This is a genomic window from Lysinibacillus sp. FSL W7-1291 (assembly GCF_038593415.1).
GTDB classification, from domain to species: domain Bacteria; phylum Bacillota; class Bacilli; order Bacillales_A; family Planococcaceae; genus Lysinibacillus; species Lysinibacillus fusiformis_D.
This window is the reverse complement of the sequence record NZ_CP151994.1, coordinates 4,401,799-4,419,506: the sequence shown is the minus strand read 5'-3', so window position 1 is coordinate 4,419,506 and position 17,708 is coordinate 4,401,799. Positions and strand designations below refer to the sequence as shown.

The following is a 17,708-nucleotide window of genomic DNA, read 5'->3' as shown; positions in this document are numbered from 1 at the left end:
TGAAGGGAAGTTGCAAGTATTATGCCAAACAACGCTGTACCAATGAGCCAATCACGTACGGTTCAATCGCGTCTCGTATTACCCCCAGACACAAATAATCACAATTCTATTTTCGGTGGAAGAGTGTTAGCTTATATTGATGAAATCGCTGCTATTACAGCAATGAAACATGCGAAGGGACTCGTAGTTACAGCATCTATTGATTCGGTTGATTTTTTATCGGCTGCACATGTAGGGGATATTCTTGAAATCGAGAGTATTGTTTCGTCTACAGGACGTTCTTCTATGGAAGTTTACGTTCGTGTTGTTTCTCGTAATATTGAGACTGGCGAGGAAAAATTAACGACAGAATCCTTTGTTACGATGGTTGCAGTAAATGAGGAAGGGAAACCAGTACCAGTTCCTGCGATTTATCCTGAAACAGATGAAGAAAAACGTTTGTTTGAAACAGGGCCAGCAAGACGAGAGCACCGTAAGCAAAAACGTGCATTACCACATTAAGGAGAAAGGGAAATTCGCTTTTAAAAGTGAATTTCCCTTTCATTTTACATATTTAGTTCATTAACTACATTAATAAGAGAGTCAGAAGAAGAAGAAACGAGCGTAGCTCCCTGTGATAATTCAGTAATTAGATTAGAGATGGCTGAAATATCTCTTGATGTGTTGACATATTGCTGTTGAATGCCAGAAACAGCATCGGCAATATCATTAAATGACTTGGATAAATTCTCTTGTGTATTGACACTGTGCTGAATTTTTTGATCCACATTAAGAACGGAATTGGCCATCGTTGTAATATTGCTTTCTGTTTCTTTAATGAGGTGTGAAACATTTTGTACGGCATTTTTTGTTTCCTCAGCAAGCTTGCGTACTTCCTCAGCCACCACCGCGAAACCTTTCCCATGTTCTCCAGCTCGAGCAGCCTCGATGGAAGCATTTAAGGCTAATAAATTGGTTTGATCAGCAATACCTGTAACAAGTCCAACAATCTCAGAAATTTTCTGAGAAGAGGTACGTAGCTGATTCATCGTTACCTCCAGACTGTTGACACTTTGTAAAATGACTTGGATTAAATCATTTTGTTCTTTAAGCTGCAGTTGACCACGTCTTGATTTTTCTTGGGTATCTGCTACGAAGCTTAATCCTTGCTTTGTCGCCACAGCAATATCATCTGTCTGTGAGGAAATAACCAATAGTGATGCTGCTGTTTCTTCACTAATAGAGTTGAGCTCCTCTGCTGTACTTTGAATGGTTGTAACAAGAGAGTTTTTTGTTGCATCAGCCACTGAGCGAATGCGTTCTTCTTCATTTTCATAGGCCTCGATCACAAGCTGTTGCTCGAAATTAATGATTTTACAAAAAGCATTTATGGCACGAATGGCATCTTGTTTTGAGATGTCCACTTCGCTCACAAAATTTGTGAATGTAGAAGTGAGTGATTGGAATGAGGCAATATACCATTTGGATTGTAAACCAATTCGCACGTGAGTCTCGGCAATTGCCTTTCTTTCGGCAATGTAGGCATCATTTATATGACTCTCAAAAATATCACTTAAATGTTTATGTAATGTAATTTTCAAACGGTCAATATGTGATGTTCTATTAATAATATCGATTAGATCTTGGCTCAAACTAATGGCAGCATAAAATTGCTCCACCATTGCAGGGATGAGATCCTTTGCAAGCGGTTGTAGTTGTTTAATGATTGCTAAATCGTCTACTGTTAAATTTAAAAGTTGCAATTGTTTTTGAAGATTCGGGTAGTTCGATACATCTAGTCGAACATCATTCTTAAAATTTTCAGGTGTTAATGTAATTGAATAGTTAGCACTACTGTTTTTGGAAAACCAACTCATTATTATTTGCTCCATTCCTAATATCCATAATAAATTGTAAGTAAAAAAGCCTTTTGAAATTTGTTAGGTTTGTAAATTTGATAAATAATTGGTATTAAATCTATTTTACTATTATTTGCTGAATATTTGGTTAAAAATTTGGTTATTTCTTTATTTTTTTACTTTATTGTCAGTTCAATTAGTGAAGCGAAGTAAATTTGAATTTAAAATAGGAAACCTGTAAAATACGAACTGTTTAGCAAGATAGAGACTGTACGTAAAAAGGGAGTAGAGGAGGTATTATATGGAGAAAAAGCGTTTTAAATTTGTCATCCCAGTCATGGTTATTGTCGCAATTGGCTCTGTTTATATGTTACGAAACTATTATGCTGAGGTACCCTCTGTTGAGCGATTATTAATTACAATCTGTGCAACTTTGGGATCAGGCGTACTAGCATACTTTTTATTTCCGCAGCAAGGTGATAATAAAATTGATGATAGGGGACCCTATTAACTTCTTGAAAAAGGAGACTGCTCGTTTCATGACAAAACGAGCAGCTTTTTTTATGGTTTAAATAATTTAAACCAGCCTTTATGTTTAAAGATGGCTAGCATAAAGATCGCAATAATAATCATGGAGCCTAGTACAATAAAATAGCTGTAATGGCCATGAAGCTCAGGCATGTTATCAAAGTTCATGCCATATACACCAGCAATAAAAGTAAGGGGAATAAAGATAGTTGATACAATGGTTAAAGTCATCATAATGCCGTTCATGCGACTTGAGCTCATAGCCATATAGCTATCGCGCATATCCGCTGTCAATTCTCGATTGGATTCAACCATTTCAGTTAGTTTAATGAGATGGTCATAAATATCTCCGAAATAAGCTCTTTCTGATTTGTTTAAAGAAAAACGGTAAGAATTAAGAATTCGATATAAAAGATCTCGCATCGGTAAAATAGTGCGTCTTAGGTCAAGTAAGTCACTACGGAATTCGAAGACAATCTTCATGGCATTTACGTTGCTTTGGTATGTAAGTTCGCCTTCAAGTGCATTAAGATGATCTTCAATTTTATAAACAAGAGGGAAATAGCTATCCACGATTTTATCAATTGTTTGATATGTTAAATAAACCGTTCCCCGTTCCCAATTCTTTGGTTGGCTTGCTAGTATCTTTTGTACCTTATCTATTTCAGGAACAGGGTTTTTATGGAACGTCACAATAAATTTATTGGAGGCAAAAATATTAACCTCTTCTGCAGCAAGGTTCTCTTCATTTACTCGATGAATAACAAAGAAATGAAAATCATCATAGAAATCGAGCTTTGGGCGCTGTAATCGCATTAAGCAATCTTCAATAGCAAGCGGATGGAAATGGAAAAATGTATCTAATAATGATTCTTCTTCGGCTGTAGGGCAATTAAAATCAACCCAATACCATTCAAATTCTTGCTGATGTATAACTTCCAATGGAAAATCTTTTAGTAATTGTTGTTGTTTTGTAATACCAATGGTGCTTATCACGGTTTTCACCTCAAATTATTTACTACAAAATATTTATTTAGTGCCCCTCTTTAAAGCATACCCAACCAGCAAATAAAGTAGTGGCAAAAAATCTAGAAGGTTTTGTAAAGCCCGCCTTTTGTAGCAGTGTTAAAATATCCTCTTCACGCATAAACGGAAGGGAGCGAATGGATTTTTCCATCTCTGCTACATCAGATGCAGAAAGCTTTGTATGTTGTAGCCAATAGGAACGCCATAAATCAAATTGTAGTTCAGTTTCTAAAGAGCCGGGCTGACCATATTTCGAGACAAGGACAAACGGTGCTCCAGGCTTTAAATGTCTTGCGATTTCTTCTAATGTAGATAGCTTTTCTTCATAACCCAGAATAAAATGCAGAACGAGAACACAACTTGCTGCATCGTATTTTATGGAGGGTAATTGAGTACCTAGTATTGTTCCTTGGTGGAAAGACAGCGTATTGGGTAGAGTGTGTAGACGTTCCTTTGCTATGCTGAGCATGGACTCTGATGGATCAATACCTGTGAATGACCAGTCGGGCCTTCCATCTGCAAGCTGTAAAATTTCATTGCCGCTTCCTGCACCCACAATTAACATATCAGCTTTATCTGGGAGTGTAGAATGATAAAAGGTTTGTATTAAACGTAGCATGGCATCATAGCTTGGCAATGTACGACGAATACCCTTTTCATATTCGTTTGCTAATGTGTTGTTAAATTCCATCTCTCATCACAGCCTTCCAAAAAAAATTTAATAAATCTTATTTAATGTGAAACTATTACGGGTATAGTTCCGTAAATAGTAGTACATAAAACATAGACAAAGTACAAAGAAAGGGTTGATATATATGGAGACTAAATGGTCTAAAGTAATCATACACGCAAGTGCATTTTTTGCGCCATGGTTAGTACCTATTATTTTCTTCTTAATTAGTTCGGATGAGGAAGTGAAGGCGATTTCTATTCAAGCATTGCTCTTCCAAATTGTTATGGGTATTTTAATCGCTATCTCAGTTGTTTTAAGTTTTGTTCTTATTGGGTTACCGTTTTTAATCATTTTCGGCATCATGTTATTTGTTGTACCAATTATCGGTATCGTAAAAGCATTGTCTGATGAGCCTTGGCGTTATCCAATTGTTGGTCGTTGGGTATAATTTTCATAGACGCAAGTATATGCTAGTTGCATATGCTTGCGTTTTTTCTATGACTAATAAGGGTACATTAGGTATATGAGCAAATTATAACCCGCGCAGTTTTAAGTGAAAAAGTGCTGTTTTTCGTACTAAAATAGGCATTTTAAGACTTTTCACTTTTCTATGGGCGAAATCATTGCAATTTTTTTGAAGCGTTTTGTATAATATACTAAAAGAAAGTCAAAGATAGTCAAAGTCAGTGAAGCAAGCGAGGTGTATTCCTAAAATGCGTAATATATCAGACATCATAGAAGGTTACTTAAAGCAAGTACTTGAATTAGGTGGAGAAGGGCATATTGAAATTAAACGGAGTGAGATTGCTGATAAATTTCAATGTGTGCCATCACAAATAAATTATGTAATTAATACAAGATTTACTGCCGAGCGAGGTTACCTTGTTGAGAGCAAACGTGGTGGTGGTGGGTACATACGAATTTTACGTGTCCGCGCGCATTCACAGATTGATTTAATCGACGATGTTCTCAGACAAATAGAAGGTGGAGCATCTCAAACGATGGCAGAAGATTTAGTATATCGGCTCATCGATGAGCAGGTAATTTCAAAACGAGAAGCGAAATTAATGTTAGCAGCAATTGATCGCTCCACAATCGATTTACATCTCCCTTTAAGAGATACTATTCGAGCAAAGATCTTGCGAGCAATGCTGACAACAATCAAATATGAACAGCAAAAATAGTGAGGTGATGGAAATGATATGCGAACATTGTAAACAACGTAATGCGACAGTTACAGTAACACAAGTTCAAAATGGGCAAAAGGTGGAGCACCATTATTGTGACGTCTGCGCCTCACAGTTCCATCCATTTCATGCAGAGTTTAAACAAGAGCCAGTGTCTATTCAACAGCTATTGTCGAACTGGTTCGGCTCGCCTACATGGCAAAAGGTGGGGGAAAAACAACAAGTTCAACCACAACAGCAAACATGCCCACAATGTGGATTTTCGTATAAACAATTTTTAAAAGAAGGTAAATTTGGATGCCCGAGCTGTTATGACACCTTTAGTGAGCATTTGCCTAAGCTCTTTAATCGCATACAGGCAGGCCCTCAACACATTGGTAAAATGCCTGGTGCTCGCAGTAATGTGTATGTCATTAAAAAGCAAATAGAGGATATCCGCAAGCGTATGAAGGCCGCTGTAGCAGAAGAACAATTTGAGGAGGCGGCGAAGCTCCGTGATGAAGTTAAAGAGCTAGAGAAGCATCTACAATTTGAAGGTGGTGATGTGTCATGATGATTGATTCATTTTTAGAGCGTGCGACCCCAACGTGGATGCATATCAAGGATGATTATTCAGATATTGTCATTAGTACACGTATTCGCCTTGCTCGAAATTTAGATGGCTATCGATTTCCATTAGCTTTCTCAGAGAATGAGGCACTGCAGGTGGAACAGGCAGTTACACATGCACTAAGTGATAGCCCAACGCTTCAAAATGATTATGCTTATTTTGCTATTAAGGATTTAACGCCTCTACAGCGTCAAATTCTTGTAGAAAAGCATTTGATTAGTCCACAGCTTGCTAAAAAAGAGCAAGTAGGCTCCATACTTCTTTCTGAAGATGAATCCGTTAGCATTATGGTGAATGAAGAGGATCATTTACGCATTCAATGTATGACAGCAAGCTTTCAACTTCAAAGTGCCTATGAACAAGCAAATAAAATTGATCGTATCCTAGAGAAAGTATTACCGTATGCCTTTCGAGATACTTTTGGCTATTTAACAAGTTGTCCGACGAATATTGGCACGGGTCTTCGCGCATCGGTCATGATGCATCTACCCGCACTGACATTAACCGGGCAAATGAATCAAATTATTAATGCCATGACTCGCTTAGGAATGACTGTAAGAGGTATATATGGGGAAGGCAGCGAAAATTTAGGAAATGTTTATCAAGTGTCGAATCAAATTACACTTGGGAAGACAGAAGAAGACATTTTAGCAGACATACAAAGTGTCGCTGAAAAGATTATCCAAAAAGAGCGACACGCAAGAGGGAAGTTGATGGAAAAGGCAGAGCTTGCTCTAGAAGATAGAGTATATCGGGCTTTAGGTACCCTTACACATGCGAGAATTCTAACAAGTGAGGAAGCCGCTACCTGTCTATCTAATGTTCGTTTAGGAGTAGATCTACAGTTAATTGATGGGATTCAAGCAACAACCTTAAATGAATGTGTTGTTAGTATGCAACCAGGTTTTTTACAGCACTATGCAGGTGAGGCACTGCCCCCTGCTGAACGGGATCGTGTCCGAGCGGAAATGCTCCGTGAGGCATTATCTCAAGAATATGCGAATAAGCCTATAAATGGGGAAAAAGGAGAGGATTTATATGATGTTTAATCGTTTTACACAACGCGCGCAAAAAGTATTACAGCTTGCTCAGGAAGAGGCTATTCGTTGGAAGCACGAATCTATTGGAACAGAGCACATTCTATTAGGGCTTATACGTGAAGGCGGCGGTATTGCTGCGAAAGCGTTAGAAGCCATTGATATTAGTCCTCAAATGATTGAAGCTGGTATTGAGGAATTAGTTGGTAAAGGTAAAGAAGATGTCGGCCCAATTGTTCACTATACGCCAAGAGCTAAGAAAGTAATTGAACTATCTGTGGATGAATCACGTAAATTAGGTCACTCGTATATCGGCACAGAGCACTTATTATTAGCGCTTATTCGTGAAGGTGAAGGCGTGGCAGCTCGCGTCTTAAACAATGCGGGTGTCGGCTTAAATAAAGCACGTCAGCAAGTATTATTGCTATTAGGTAACAACGATAATGCACAATCTGGGCAACAAGCAGCTCAAGCTGCCAATACCCCAACTTTAGATAGCCTAGCGCGTGATTTAACACAAATTGCACGTGAAGGCACATTGGACCCTGTTATTGGTCGAAGCAAGGAAATTACACGTGTGATTGAAGTGTTATCGCGTCGTACGAAAAATAACCCTGTATTGATTGGTGAGCCAGGTGTTGGTAAAACAGCAATTGCTGAAGGGTTAGCACAGCAAATTATCCATAATGAAGTACCGGAAATCCTACGTGACAAACGTGTCATGACTTTAGATATGGGGACGGTTGTTGCAGGTACTAAATATCGTGGTGAATTTGAAGATCGTTTGAAAAAGGTGATGGATGAAATTCGCCAAGCTGGCAACATCATTTTATTCATTGATGAATTGCATACATTAATCGGTGCAGGTGGTGCAGAAGGTGCAATTGATGCCTCCAATATTTTAAAACCATCTTTAGCACGCGGTGAGCTTCAATGTATTGGTGCAACAACATTAGACGAGTACCGCAAATATATTGAAAAGGATGCAGCATTAGAGCGTCGCTTCCAACCAATCCAAGTGGATGAACCAACAGTGGAAGAAGCGATTCTAATTATTCAAGGCTTACGTGACCGTTATGAAGCGCATCACCGTGTAAAAATTACAGATGAAGCGATTGAAGCAGCGGCTAAAATGAGTGACAGATATATTTCAGACCGATTCTTACCAGATAAAGCAATTGACTTAATCGACGAGGCAGGTTCTAAAGTCCGCTTACGTTCATTTGCAGTGCCACCAAACTTAAAGGCACTTGAAGATAAACTTGAAAATGTGCGCTCTGAAAAAAATGCAGCCGTATCAGGCCAAGAATTTGAAAAGGCAGCCTCTCTAAGAGATACAGAGCAAAAGCTGAAAGATGAAATTGAAGCTACACGAAAAAATTGGAAAGAAGAGCAAGGCAAAGCGGAATCTAAAGTGACTGTGGATGATGTTGCAGCAGTTGTATCAATGTGGACAGGAATCCCAGTAGCTAAAATTGCTTCCGAGGAATCTTCGAAGTTATTACAACTTGAAGAAGAGTTACACAAACGTGTAGTAGGGCAAGGAGAAGCGGTAGAAGCGATTTCTCGTGCGATCCGTCGTGCAAGAGCAGGCTTAAAAGATCCAAAACGACCAATCGGCTCATTCATTTTCTTAGGACCTACAGGTGTTGGTAAAACAGAGTTGGCAAGAGCACTTGCTGAAGTGATGTTTGGCGATGAAGATGCGATGATTCGTGTCGATATGTCTGAGTACATGGAGAAGCATTCGACTTCTCGTTTAGTAGGTTCACCTCCAGGCTATGTGGGCTTTGATGATGGTGGTCAATTGACTGAAAAGGTTCGCCGTAAACCATACTCGGTTGTATTATTAGATGAAATTGAAAAAGCACATCCAGATGTTTTCAATATTCTACTGCAAGTTCTTGAAGATGGCCGTTTAACAGATTCTAAGGGCCGTGTAGTAGACTTCCGTAATACAGTAGTCATTATGACTTCAAACGTTGGTGCCGATGCTTTAAAATATCAAAAGAGCCTTGGTTTCAATGTAGGTGGAGCAGAATCTAAGCATAAAGATATGAAGGGTACGATGCTAGAAGAATTGAAAAAGGCATTCCGTCCAGAGTTCTTAAACCGTATCGATGAAATGATTGTCTTCCACGCATTAGATAAAGAGCATTTAAAAGAAATCATTGCAATGATGGGCAATGCACTAACAAAACGCTTAAAAGAGCAAGATATTTCGTTGGAGCTAACTGATGCAGCACTTGAGAAAATTGCTGAGGAAGGCTATGACCCTCAATATGGTGCTCGTCCGTTACGCCGTGCATTACAAAAACAAGTAGAGGATCGATTATCAGAAGAATTGCTGAAAGGTAATGTAGAGAAGGGTAATCAGGTAATCATTGATTATGTAGACGGTGAGTTTATTGTAAAGAAAAAAGAGGGAGTATCCATCTCTAAATAATTTTATGCAAAGACAGCGAGGCTTTAAGTGCCAAGCTGTCTTTTTTTCTGTACAATTAATGATAAGAACAAATATTCGAGGTGAAAGCAATTTGGCAAAGAAAAAAACAAAGTTTGTATGTTCAGGCTGTGGCTATGAAACTGCAAAATGGATGGGAAGATGTCCAGGGTGTGGAGAATGGAATAAGATGGTGGAAGAAGTTGAGATGGTCGCAAAGGGACCACGAGGAGCATTCCAGCATTCTGCTACAGTTACCCAAAAGGCTCTCCCAATTATTCAGGTCGAAGCGACTGAAGAATCCCGTGTAGCGACGGAAATGGGCGAACTGAATCGCGTATTGGGCGGTGGTATTGTACCCGGTTCGCTCGTATTAATCGGGGGAGATCCGGGGATTGGGAAATCTACACTATTACTACAAGTTTCAGCATTACTTTCGAATAAAGGGCATCGTGTGCTTTATATTTCTGGAGAGGAGTCCATTCGTCAAACAAAATTACGAGCAGAGCGTCTAGGAGTGGTTTCTCAAGAGCTTTACATATATTCCGAGACGAATCTCGAATTTTTAAACCAAACCATTGATGAAGTACAACCGAAATTTGTCATTGTCGATTCCATACAAACCGTCTTTCATCCAGAAGTAACAAGTGCACCAGGTAGTGTATCGCAAGTTCGTGAATGTACGGCAGAACTGATGCGAATCGCCAAGACAAAAGGCATTGCTATTTTCTTGGTCGGGCATGTAACAAAAGAGGGGCAAATTGCCGGACCTCGTATTTTAGAGCATATGGTTGATACAGTGTTATATTTTGAAGGAGAAAGACATCATAATCATCGTATTCTACGCAGCCAAAAAAACCGCTTCGGCTCTACCAATGAAATTGCGATATTTGAAATGCTTCAAGGGGGATTAAAGGAAGTGCTGAATCCTTCTGAATTATTTTTGCAGGAGCGGTCACAAGGAGCAGCGGGATCCACTATTGTTGCATCCATGGAGGGGACAAGACCCATCCTTGTTGAAATTCAATCTTTAGTAACACCTACAAGCTTTAATTACCCTAAACGTATGGCAACTGGTGTCGATCAAAACCGAGTGCAATTGCTAATGGCAGTGCTAGAAAAACGGATGGGCCTCATGCTACAAGCTCAGGACGCATATATTAAAGTGGCTGGTGGTGTCAAATTGGATGAGCCAGCAATTGATTTAGCGGTGTTGACAAGTATTGTCTCAAGCTTTAAAGATCAAGCTGTGCGAGCAACGGACTGCTTTATTGGTGAAGTAGGGCTGACAGGTGAGGTACGTCGAGTATCGCGGATTGAACAGCGTGTTATTGAAGCGGCAAAGCTTGGGTTTAAAAGAGCTTTCATACCTGCCTCCAATATTGGTGGTTGGGATTTTCCACAGGGAATAGAAATAGTTGGAGTAGAAACGATCAAAGATGCATTAAATGCATGCTTTAGAGAGTTGTAAAGGGAAATTGTGCATGTTGGATACCATTCTGACATGCATTTTCCGTCATTTTTAACGTTAAAATCGGAAACTCAAGTAAGGGGATAGGCGTCCTAGATAATAGCAGGATAAAGTCATGCAAGAGTGTCATCGAAAACACAGTAAGATAGAGGTTGGAAAGAATGATGTCTAAATGATTTGTCCCTGTGAATGAACATCAAAAATAATGATAATTTGATGAGCTCATGAAGGATTTTCTACAGTAAACTATGTATAATCTTAACTAACAATAGGAGGTGACAGCTTGTGAAAAAATTTGTTCAAATTGCCTTTTTACTGATTGGAGGAGCATTGGGCCTTGTTTTCTTACCGCCATTATACGAATTGCTTCATTTATCATCTAATCCTTGGCTAGATAATCCTTACGTATCAGTAGCATTAGGCGCGCTTTTACTATTTACACTGTCTTTTGCATTTTCCGATTATTTTGTGAAGCTCATTAGCTGGATGGAAGAGGTCCTGTTTAAGGTGCCTATCGGTGATTTATTTTTTGGTACGCTTGGTTTAATCATGGGACTGATTGTAGCTTATTTTTTAGGCTTCGCCATCGATAGTGTGCAATTCCCTGTAATTACAGAAGTACTCCCTATTATTCTGTCATTTGTATTAGGTTATTTAGGGTTCCGTTTAGGTTTTAGAAAAAGAGATGAATTAATACAGCTTTTTACTTTACGTAGTAATAATACAAAGAAAAAGGCTGCTGAAGGTGCTGAAATTCAAGAAATACGTGGGAGTTATAAGCTGTTAGATACGAGCGTTATTATTGATGGTCGTATTGCTGATATTTCTGGAACTGGCTTCATAGAAGGAGTCTTAGTCGTACCTCAATTTGTCCTTACAGAGCTGCAGCATATTGCCGATTCTTCCGATACGTTAAAACGTACAAGAGGACGTCGTGGATTAGATATTTTAAGAAAATTACAAGATGAACGTAAGACCAAAGTGGAAATTACGGATGAAGATTTTGAGGATGTACAAGAGGTGGATTTAAAGCTTGTACGTCTTGCAAAGAAAATGGGGAATGACACACAGATTGTCACAAATGATTTTAACTTGAATAAAGTCTGTGAGCTCCATCATGTGAAAGTATTAAATATTAATGATTTAGCGAATGCGGTGAAGCCTGTTGTAATCCCAGGTGAAGATATGCAGGTTGTGGTCATCAAGGATGGTAAAGAGCATAATCAAGGGGTTGCCTATTTAGATGATGGAACAATGATTGTTGTTGAAGGTGGCCGTAGTTATATCGGACAGGCCATTACTGTGACAGTAACGAGTGTGCTGCAAACATCAGCGGGTCGAATGATATTTGCCAAGCCGAAGGACGATTAGGATGTGGAAAAATGCAATATGAAGTAGTACTACCTGCGGCAGGAAGCGGAAAACGCATGGGTGCGGGACAAAATAAATTGTTTTTAAAACTTTTAGAGAAGCCTATTCTGATCCACACGCTAGAAGTGTTTCAACAAGATCCTTTTTGCACTGGTATTTGGCTGGCTGTAAAACCAGAAGAACGTACTTATATTCAAGAATTGCTAGAGCAATTTGAGATTACAAAAGTGAAGGGCTTACCTGATGGCGGTGCTGAGCGACAGCATTCAGTCCATTCATGTATGAAAGAGATGCAGCAGGTAGATATTGTGCTTGTCCACGATGCAGCTCGGCCTTTTATTACACATGGTATTATCGCTAGCCTTGTACAAAGTGCTCATGAGTTTGGGGCAGCTATTGCAGGGGTTCGAGCGAAGGATACAATGAAAAAGGTTCGTAATGGTATTATCGAAGAAACAGTTGATCGTGATAGCTTATGGATGATTCAAACGCCACAAGCCTTCCAATTTGATTTAATTGTGGAGGCAGAGGATGTTGCTGAGAAGGTGGGCTTTCTTGGTACAGATGAAGCTATGCTAGTTGAACGCTTAGGTCATGCAGTGCATATTGTAGAAAGTAGCTATGAAAATGTCAAAATGACGACACAGGAAGATTTAATATTTGGTGAAGCTATTTTACGAAAACGAGCATTGCAAATAAACGAATAGTAATCTAAAAATCTCATTGGCAATTGTTGCTAATGGGATTTTATCTTGATTTAGCCAATGTTTATAGAGCCAGACGCAGGCTTATGCTGAGATGTAAGTGAGGGAAAATGCTCACTATTTGCTATCAGCTCAATTTCCTAGGAAATATGTTAAAATGTGAGGGTATAATAGTGAGTGAATATAAAAGTGAAAGAAGGTGAATGAGACTGCGCTTACAGCAGGCAAAGAGCTGGTTTGATCCACATGTTTTGCTAAAGTAGTCTCTCTATCATATGTTTCGAATTGGACAAGGTTTTGATGTACATGCATTTGAAGAAGGTCGTCCATTAATTATTGGTGGTATTACGATTCCACATGAAAAAGGGCTAGTAGGGCATTCTGATGCAGATGTTCTTTTACACACGGTTACGGATGCAGCTCTAGGGGCAATTGGAGAAGGAGATATCGGTCGTCATTTTCCAGATACGGACCCAGCCTTTAAAGACGCTGATTCAGCAAAACTATTAGCGTATATTTGGAAAATTGTTGAGGACAAAGGCTATGTGCTAGGGAATGTAGATTGTACAATTATGGCACAGCGCCCCAAGATGGCGCCTTATATTGGACAGATGCAAAATCGCATCGCTGAATTGCTCCATGCAGAGCCGTCTCAAGTCAATGTAAAGGCAACGACAACTGAACGTTTAGGTTTTACAGGTCGTGAGGAAGGTATAGCGGCTATGGCCACAATTCTATTGATGAAGAAATAAATGCGGATTAACTCCGCTTTTATTTCCTGTAACAGAGTGGTAAAATGAACAAAGTCAATTTTTTGATCGAAAATTTAGGAGGCTTTTAATATGACGAAAGAAGTTCGCGTTCGATACGCGCCATCTCCAACAGGTTTTTTACATATCGGTGGAGCGCGTACAGCATTATTCAATTATTTATATGCAAAACATCATAACGGTAAATTCATTGTACGTATTGAAGATACGGATATTGAACGTAATGTAGAGGGCGGAGAAGCATCTCAGCTAGATAACCTAAAATGGTTAGGTATTGAATATGATGAGTCCATTGATATTGGTGGACCTTATGCGCCTTATCGTCAAATGGAACGTCTTGATATTTACAAAGAGCACGCTGAGAAATTATTAGAACAAGGTGTTGCTTACAAATGTTTCTGTTCATCAGAAAAGCTTGAAGCATCACGTGAAGAACAAAAAGCAAGGGGTGTAGCGGCTCCTACTTATGATGGGACATGTCGTCACTTATCAGCAGAGGAAGTCGCAGCTAAAGAAGCAGCGGGCGAGCCATATACAATCCGTATGCGTGTTCCTGAAAATGTAACTTATGAGTTTGAAGATTTAGTTCGTGGACCAGTTACATTTGAATCTAAAGACATTGGTGATTGGGTACTTGTAAAAGCAAATGGTATTCCAACATATAACTATGCGGTTGTGCTAGACGATCACTTTATGGAAATCTCGCATGTTTTCCGTGGAGAAGAGCATTTATCGAATACGCCAAAGCAAATGATGATTTTTGATGCATTTGGCTGGGAATATCCACGCTTCGGTCATATGACATTAATTATTAATGAAAATCGTAAAAAGCTATCTAAACGTGATGAATCAATTATTCAATTTATCACGCAATATAAAGATTTAGGATATCTTCCTGAAGCAATGTTCAACTTCTTTGCGCTACTTGGATGGTCTCCAGAAGGGGAAGAAGAGATCTTCTCTAAAGAAGAGTTTATTAAAATCTTTGATGAAAAACGTCTTTCTAAATCACCATCTATGTTCGATAAGCAAAAGCTGACATGGATGAATAATCAATATATTAAAAAACTATCTTTAGAGGAAGTCGTAGCATTGTCTTTACCACACTTGCAAAAAGCAGAGCTATTACCTGAAGAACTTACGGCAGAGCAATATGCATGGGCGACGGATTTAATCGCACTTTATCACGATCAAATGAGCTTTGGGGCAGAGATTGTGGAGTTATCTAGCCTATTCTTTAACGACCATATTGAATATGATGAAGAAGCAAAAGAGGTTTTAGCGGGAGAGCAAGTGCCTGAAGTAATGGCAGCATTTAAAGCAGAGCTTGAGCAATTAGAAGAATTTACACCAGATGCAGTAAAAGCTGCTATTAAAGCTGTGCAAAAAGCAACAGGTCATAAAGGTAAAAATCTATTTATGCCAATTCGTGTTGTAACAACAGGTGAAACGCATGGACCAGAGTTACCAAATGCGATTTGTTTAATTGGTAAAGAGAAAACAATTGACCGCGTAGAAAAATTTGCCCAATAAAGAGAAATTTATTGACAATCCATTCTTTCGTTGTAAAATGTATTTACATTGAAAAAGCGTTGATAAGGAGAAGTAAGTGGCGCATGCTCTTAAGAGAGGACCATCACCGGCTGAAAGTGGTCTGAGCCCAGGCAAAACTGAAATGCACCTTTGAGCATAGAGCTGAACTATAGTAGGCTTTATCGAGTCGTTCCCGTTAAAGAACGTCCAGAGTGGAAGGCATCTTTGCCTTCAAACAGAGTGGAACCACGCATTTTAAGCGTCTCTGTCATTCCCTTTTGGGGATGATAGGGGCGCTTTTTATTTTTTAGAAAAAGGCAATGATGCAGGCTTCACTAATTTACAAGGAGGCGTCAATACCACATCATCTACGCAGGGAATCTGAAGGAAATTGGCAATTGCTATCGTTTTAGTGTGTAGGATTTCAAAGGATTTGAGCAAGACCAACATGAAAAGGGGGAGTTTTTGTGTTTAAAAGAATGAAGGAAGATGTGGAAACAATTTTTGAGAATGATCCAGCAGCGCGTAGTGTATTTGAAGTGGTGTTAACCTATTCTGGTTTGCATGCGACATGGGCGCATCGAGTGGCGCATTGGTTCTTTAAAAGACGTTTTTATTTTATAGCTCGTGCCATTTCGCAAATTAGCCGTTTCTTTACGGGGATTGAAATTCACCCAGGTGCAAAAATTGGTCGTCGTTTCTTTATAGACCATGGTATGGGTGTTGTCATTGGTGAAACATGTGAAATTGGTAATAATGTTACTTTGTATCAAGGTGTAACATTAGGTGGTACAGGGAAAGAAAAAGGAAAACGACACCCTACGTTAGAGGACAATGTGCTTGTTGCAACGGGCGCGAAAGTATTAGGCTCTATCACAATTGGTGAGAATAGTAAAATTGGTGCGGGATCAGTTGTTTTAAAAGAAGTACCGCCAAACGCTACAGTTGTCGGTATTCCTGGTAAAATAGTAATTAAGGATGGAGTTCGTCTAGAGAAAAAACTAGATCATCAAAATATACCTGATCCTGTGGAAGAACGTTGTCAAGTTTTCGAGAAGCAAATCACTGAATTGCAGCAGGAAATCGAACGCTTACAAAAGGAGAGAGAAACACAATGAGTATTCAAATATTTAACTCATTAACAAGACAAAAGGAAACCTTCGTACCGCTAGAAGAGGGAAAAGTTAAAATGTATGTCTGCGGTCCGACTGTTTATAACTATATCCATATTGGAAATTCACGTCCTGTCATTGTGTATGATACAGTTCGCCGTTATTTTCAATATAAAGGCTATGATGTAAAATTCGTATCCAATTTTACGGATGTAGACGATAAAATCATTAAGGCAGCAAATGAGTTAGGCGAAGAAGTGCATGAATTAACAGAGCGCTTTATTGCTGCGTACTTCGAGGATGTTACAGCACTAGGGTGCAAAAAAGCGGATGTTCATCCACGTGTAACAGAGCATATGGACGATATCATTCAATTTATTCAAGTATTAATTGATAAAGGCTATGCTTATGAATCTGCTGGGGATGTGTATTATCGCACACGTAAGTTTGATGGCTATGGTAAATTATCGCATCAATCAGTAGACGATTTAAAAATCGGTGCTCGTATTGAAGCAGGCGAGAAAAAAGATGATGCATTAGATTTTGCTTTATGGAAAGCTGCGAAGCCGGGTGAGATCTTCTGGGAAAGTCCATGGGGAGATGGTCGTCCAGGCTGGCATATTGAATGTTCTGTAATGGCTCGTGAGCATTTAGGAGATACTATTGATATTCATGCTGGTGGGCAAGATTTAACTTTCCCTCACCATGAAAATGAAATTGCTCAATCAGAAGCACATAACGATAAAACATTTGCACGTTATTGGATGCATAACGGGTATATTAATATCGATAATGAAAAGATGTCTAAATCTCTTGGCAATTTCATTCTTGTTAATGATATTCGTAAACAAATTGATCCACAGATACTACGTTTCTTTATGCTATCGGTTCATTATCGTCACCCAATTAACTTTGCTAAAGATTTAGTAGAAGCTGCTGCAACGGGCTTAGAACGCATTCGTACAGCTTACAATAATGTGAAGCATCGTCTTACAACTACAGCAAGCTTAGGTGATCACTCGGAAGAATGGCTGAGCAAAATTGCTGAACAAAAAGCACAGTTTGAAGAGGCAATGGATGATGACTTTAATACTGCAAACGCTATTTCAGTATTATTCGAGGTAGCACGTATTGCTAATATTTACTTAAATGAAGCAAATACTTGCAAAAAAGTTTTAGAAACATTTATGGAAACTTTTGAAGTAGTAGGCGACGTCTTAGGTATTGAATTTGTAAAAGAAGAAGAGCTATTAGACGAAGAAATTGAAGCATTGCTACAAGAGCGCGTAGAGGCACGTAAAAACCGTGACTTTGCTCGTTCTGATGAGATCCGTGACCATTTGCAAGCCCAGGGTATCATTTTAGAAGATACACGACAAGGAACTAGATGGAAACGAGGGTAATA

At 39.1% G+C, this 17,708-nt stretch carries 17 protein-coding genes and 1 other annotated feature; of the genes, 14 read left to right on the top strand and 3 right to left on the bottom strand.

Annotation, left to right across the window (positions count from 1 at the left end):
• The first annotated feature begins 21 nt into the window (after positions 1 to 21).
• A complete protein-coding gene (locus tag NST76_RS21620) occupies positions 22 to 501 on the top strand; it encodes an acyl-CoA thioesterase (protein ID WP_016992152.1) in 480 nt (159 codons plus the stop codon).
• A gap of 44 nt (positions 502 to 545) precedes the next feature.
• Here NST76_RS21620 and NST76_RS21615 read toward each other — a convergent pair whose 3' ends face one another.
• Complete coding sequence (locus tag NST76_RS21615; RefSeq protein ID WP_036123811.1) at positions 546 to 1,856, bottom strand: globin-coupled sensor protein; 1,311 nt, start codon at positions 1,854 to 1,856, stop codon at positions 546 to 548.
• A gap of 283 nt (positions 1,857 to 2,139) precedes the next feature.
• Between NST76_RS21615 and NST76_RS21610 the strand changes: the two genes are divergently transcribed.
• On the top strand, positions 2,140 to 2,349 hold the full coding sequence (locus NST76_RS21610) for a hypothetical protein (protein WP_036123806.1): 210 nt from the start codon (positions 2,140 to 2,142) through the stop codon (positions 2,347 to 2,349).
• A 50-nt stretch (positions 2,350 to 2,399) separates the two neighbouring features.
• Here NST76_RS21610 and corA read toward each other — a convergent pair whose 3' ends face one another.
• Both corA and NST76_RS21600 read right to left on the bottom strand, forming a co-directional pair.
• Positions 2,400 to 3,362 carry a magnesium/cobalt transporter CorA gene (corA, locus tag NST76_RS21605; RefSeq protein ID WP_036123803.1) on the bottom strand — a complete coding sequence of 321 codons (963 nt, stop codon included), beginning with the start codon at positions 3,360 to 3,362 and terminating at the stop codon, positions 2,400 to 2,402.
• A 37-nt stretch (positions 3,363 to 3,399) separates the two neighbouring features.
• Positions 3,400 to 4,083 carry a class I SAM-dependent methyltransferase gene (locus NST76_RS21600; RefSeq protein WP_340809609.1) on the bottom strand — a complete coding sequence of 228 codons (684 nt, stop codon included), beginning with the start codon at positions 4,081 to 4,083 and terminating at the stop codon, positions 3,400 to 3,402.
• A gap of 124 nt (positions 4,084 to 4,207) precedes the next feature.
• Here NST76_RS21600 and NST76_RS21595 point away from each other — a divergent pair, with 124 nt between their 5' ends.
• The 12 genes from NST76_RS21595 (at position 4,208) to cysS (ending at position 17,706) form a co-directional block, all read left to right on the top strand.
• Entirely contained in the window at positions 4,208 to 4,513 is a 306-nt protein-coding gene (locus NST76_RS21595; protein WP_036123796.1) for a DUF4870 domain-containing protein, read from the top strand.
• Between the two features lie 265 nt (positions 4,514 to 4,778).
• The gene (locus tag NST76_RS21590) at positions 4,779 to 5,249 is read left to right on the top strand and encodes a CtsR family transcriptional regulator (RefSeq protein ID WP_058845128.1); all 471 of its coding nucleotides are present in this window, start codon (positions 4,779 to 4,781) and stop codon (positions 5,247 to 5,249) included.
• A 13-nt stretch (positions 5,250 to 5,262) separates the two neighbouring features.
• The gene (locus NST76_RS21585) at positions 5,263 to 5,805 is read left to right on the top strand and encodes a UvrB/UvrC motif-containing protein (protein WP_036123855.1); all 543 of its coding nucleotides are present in this window, start codon (positions 5,263 to 5,265) and stop codon (positions 5,803 to 5,805) included.
• Positions 5,802 to 6,911: a protein arginine kinase gene (locus NST76_RS21580; RefSeq protein WP_036123789.1), complete on the top strand. Its 1,110-nt coding sequence runs from the start codon at positions 5,802 to 5,804 to the stop codon at positions 6,909 to 6,911. The genes NST76_RS21585 and NST76_RS21580 overlap by 4 nt, the downstream gene beginning before the upstream one ends.
• Positions 6,901 to 9,345 (top strand): ATP-dependent Clp protease ATP-binding subunit, encoded by a 2,445-nt coding sequence (locus tag NST76_RS21575; RefSeq protein ID WP_036123786.1) that lies wholly within the window; start codon positions 6,901 to 6,903, stop codon positions 9,343 to 9,345. Before NST76_RS21580 ends, NST76_RS21575 begins: the two co-directional genes overlap by 11 nt.
• 91 nt (positions 9,346 to 9,436) lie before the next feature.
• On the top strand, positions 9,437 to 10,813 hold the full coding sequence (radA, locus tag NST76_RS21570) for a DNA repair protein RadA (RefSeq protein WP_036123854.1): 1,377 nt from the start codon (positions 9,437 to 9,439) through the stop codon (positions 10,811 to 10,813).
• Between the two features lie 285 nt (positions 10,814 to 11,098).
• On the top strand, positions 11,099 to 12,184 hold the full coding sequence (locus NST76_RS21565; protein ID WP_036123784.1) for a PIN/TRAM domain-containing protein: 1,086 nt from the start codon (positions 11,099 to 11,101) through the stop codon (positions 12,182 to 12,184).
• A gap of 11 nt (positions 12,185 to 12,195) precedes the next feature.
• Positions 12,196 to 12,891: a 2-C-methyl-D-erythritol 4-phosphate cytidylyltransferase gene (ispD, locus tag NST76_RS21560; protein ID WP_271911893.1), complete on the top strand. Its 696-nt coding sequence runs from the start codon at positions 12,196 to 12,198 to the stop codon at positions 12,889 to 12,891.
• Positions 12,892 to 13,163: 272 nt separating this feature from the next.
• Positions 13,164 to 13,640 (top strand): 2-C-methyl-D-erythritol 2,4-cyclodiphosphate synthase, encoded by a 477-nt coding sequence (gene ispF / locus NST76_RS21555; protein ID WP_089933398.1) that lies wholly within the window; start codon positions 13,164 to 13,166, stop codon positions 13,638 to 13,640.
• Positions 13,641 to 13,730: 90 nt separating this feature from the next.
• A complete protein-coding gene (gene gltX / locus NST76_RS21550; RefSeq protein WP_340812363.1) occupies positions 13,731 to 15,191 on the top strand; it encodes a glutamate--tRNA ligase in 1,461 nt (486 codons plus the stop codon).
• 50 nt (positions 15,192 to 15,241) lie between these two features.
• Positions 15,242 to 15,461 (top strand) — a binding site (T-box leader).
• A gap of 197 nt (positions 15,462 to 15,658) precedes the next feature.
• Entirely contained in the window at positions 15,659 to 16,309 is a 651-nt protein-coding gene (gene epsC / locus NST76_RS21545) for a serine O-acetyltransferase EpsC (protein WP_036123753.1), read from the top strand.
• Positions 16,306 to 17,706, top strand: a complete 1,401-nt coding sequence (cysS, locus tag NST76_RS21540; protein WP_058845124.1) for a cysteine--tRNA ligase — start codon at positions 16,306 to 16,308, stop codon at positions 17,704 to 17,706. The genes epsC and cysS overlap by 4 nt, the downstream gene beginning before the upstream one ends.
• Positions 17,707 to 17,708 lie beyond the last annotated feature (2 nt).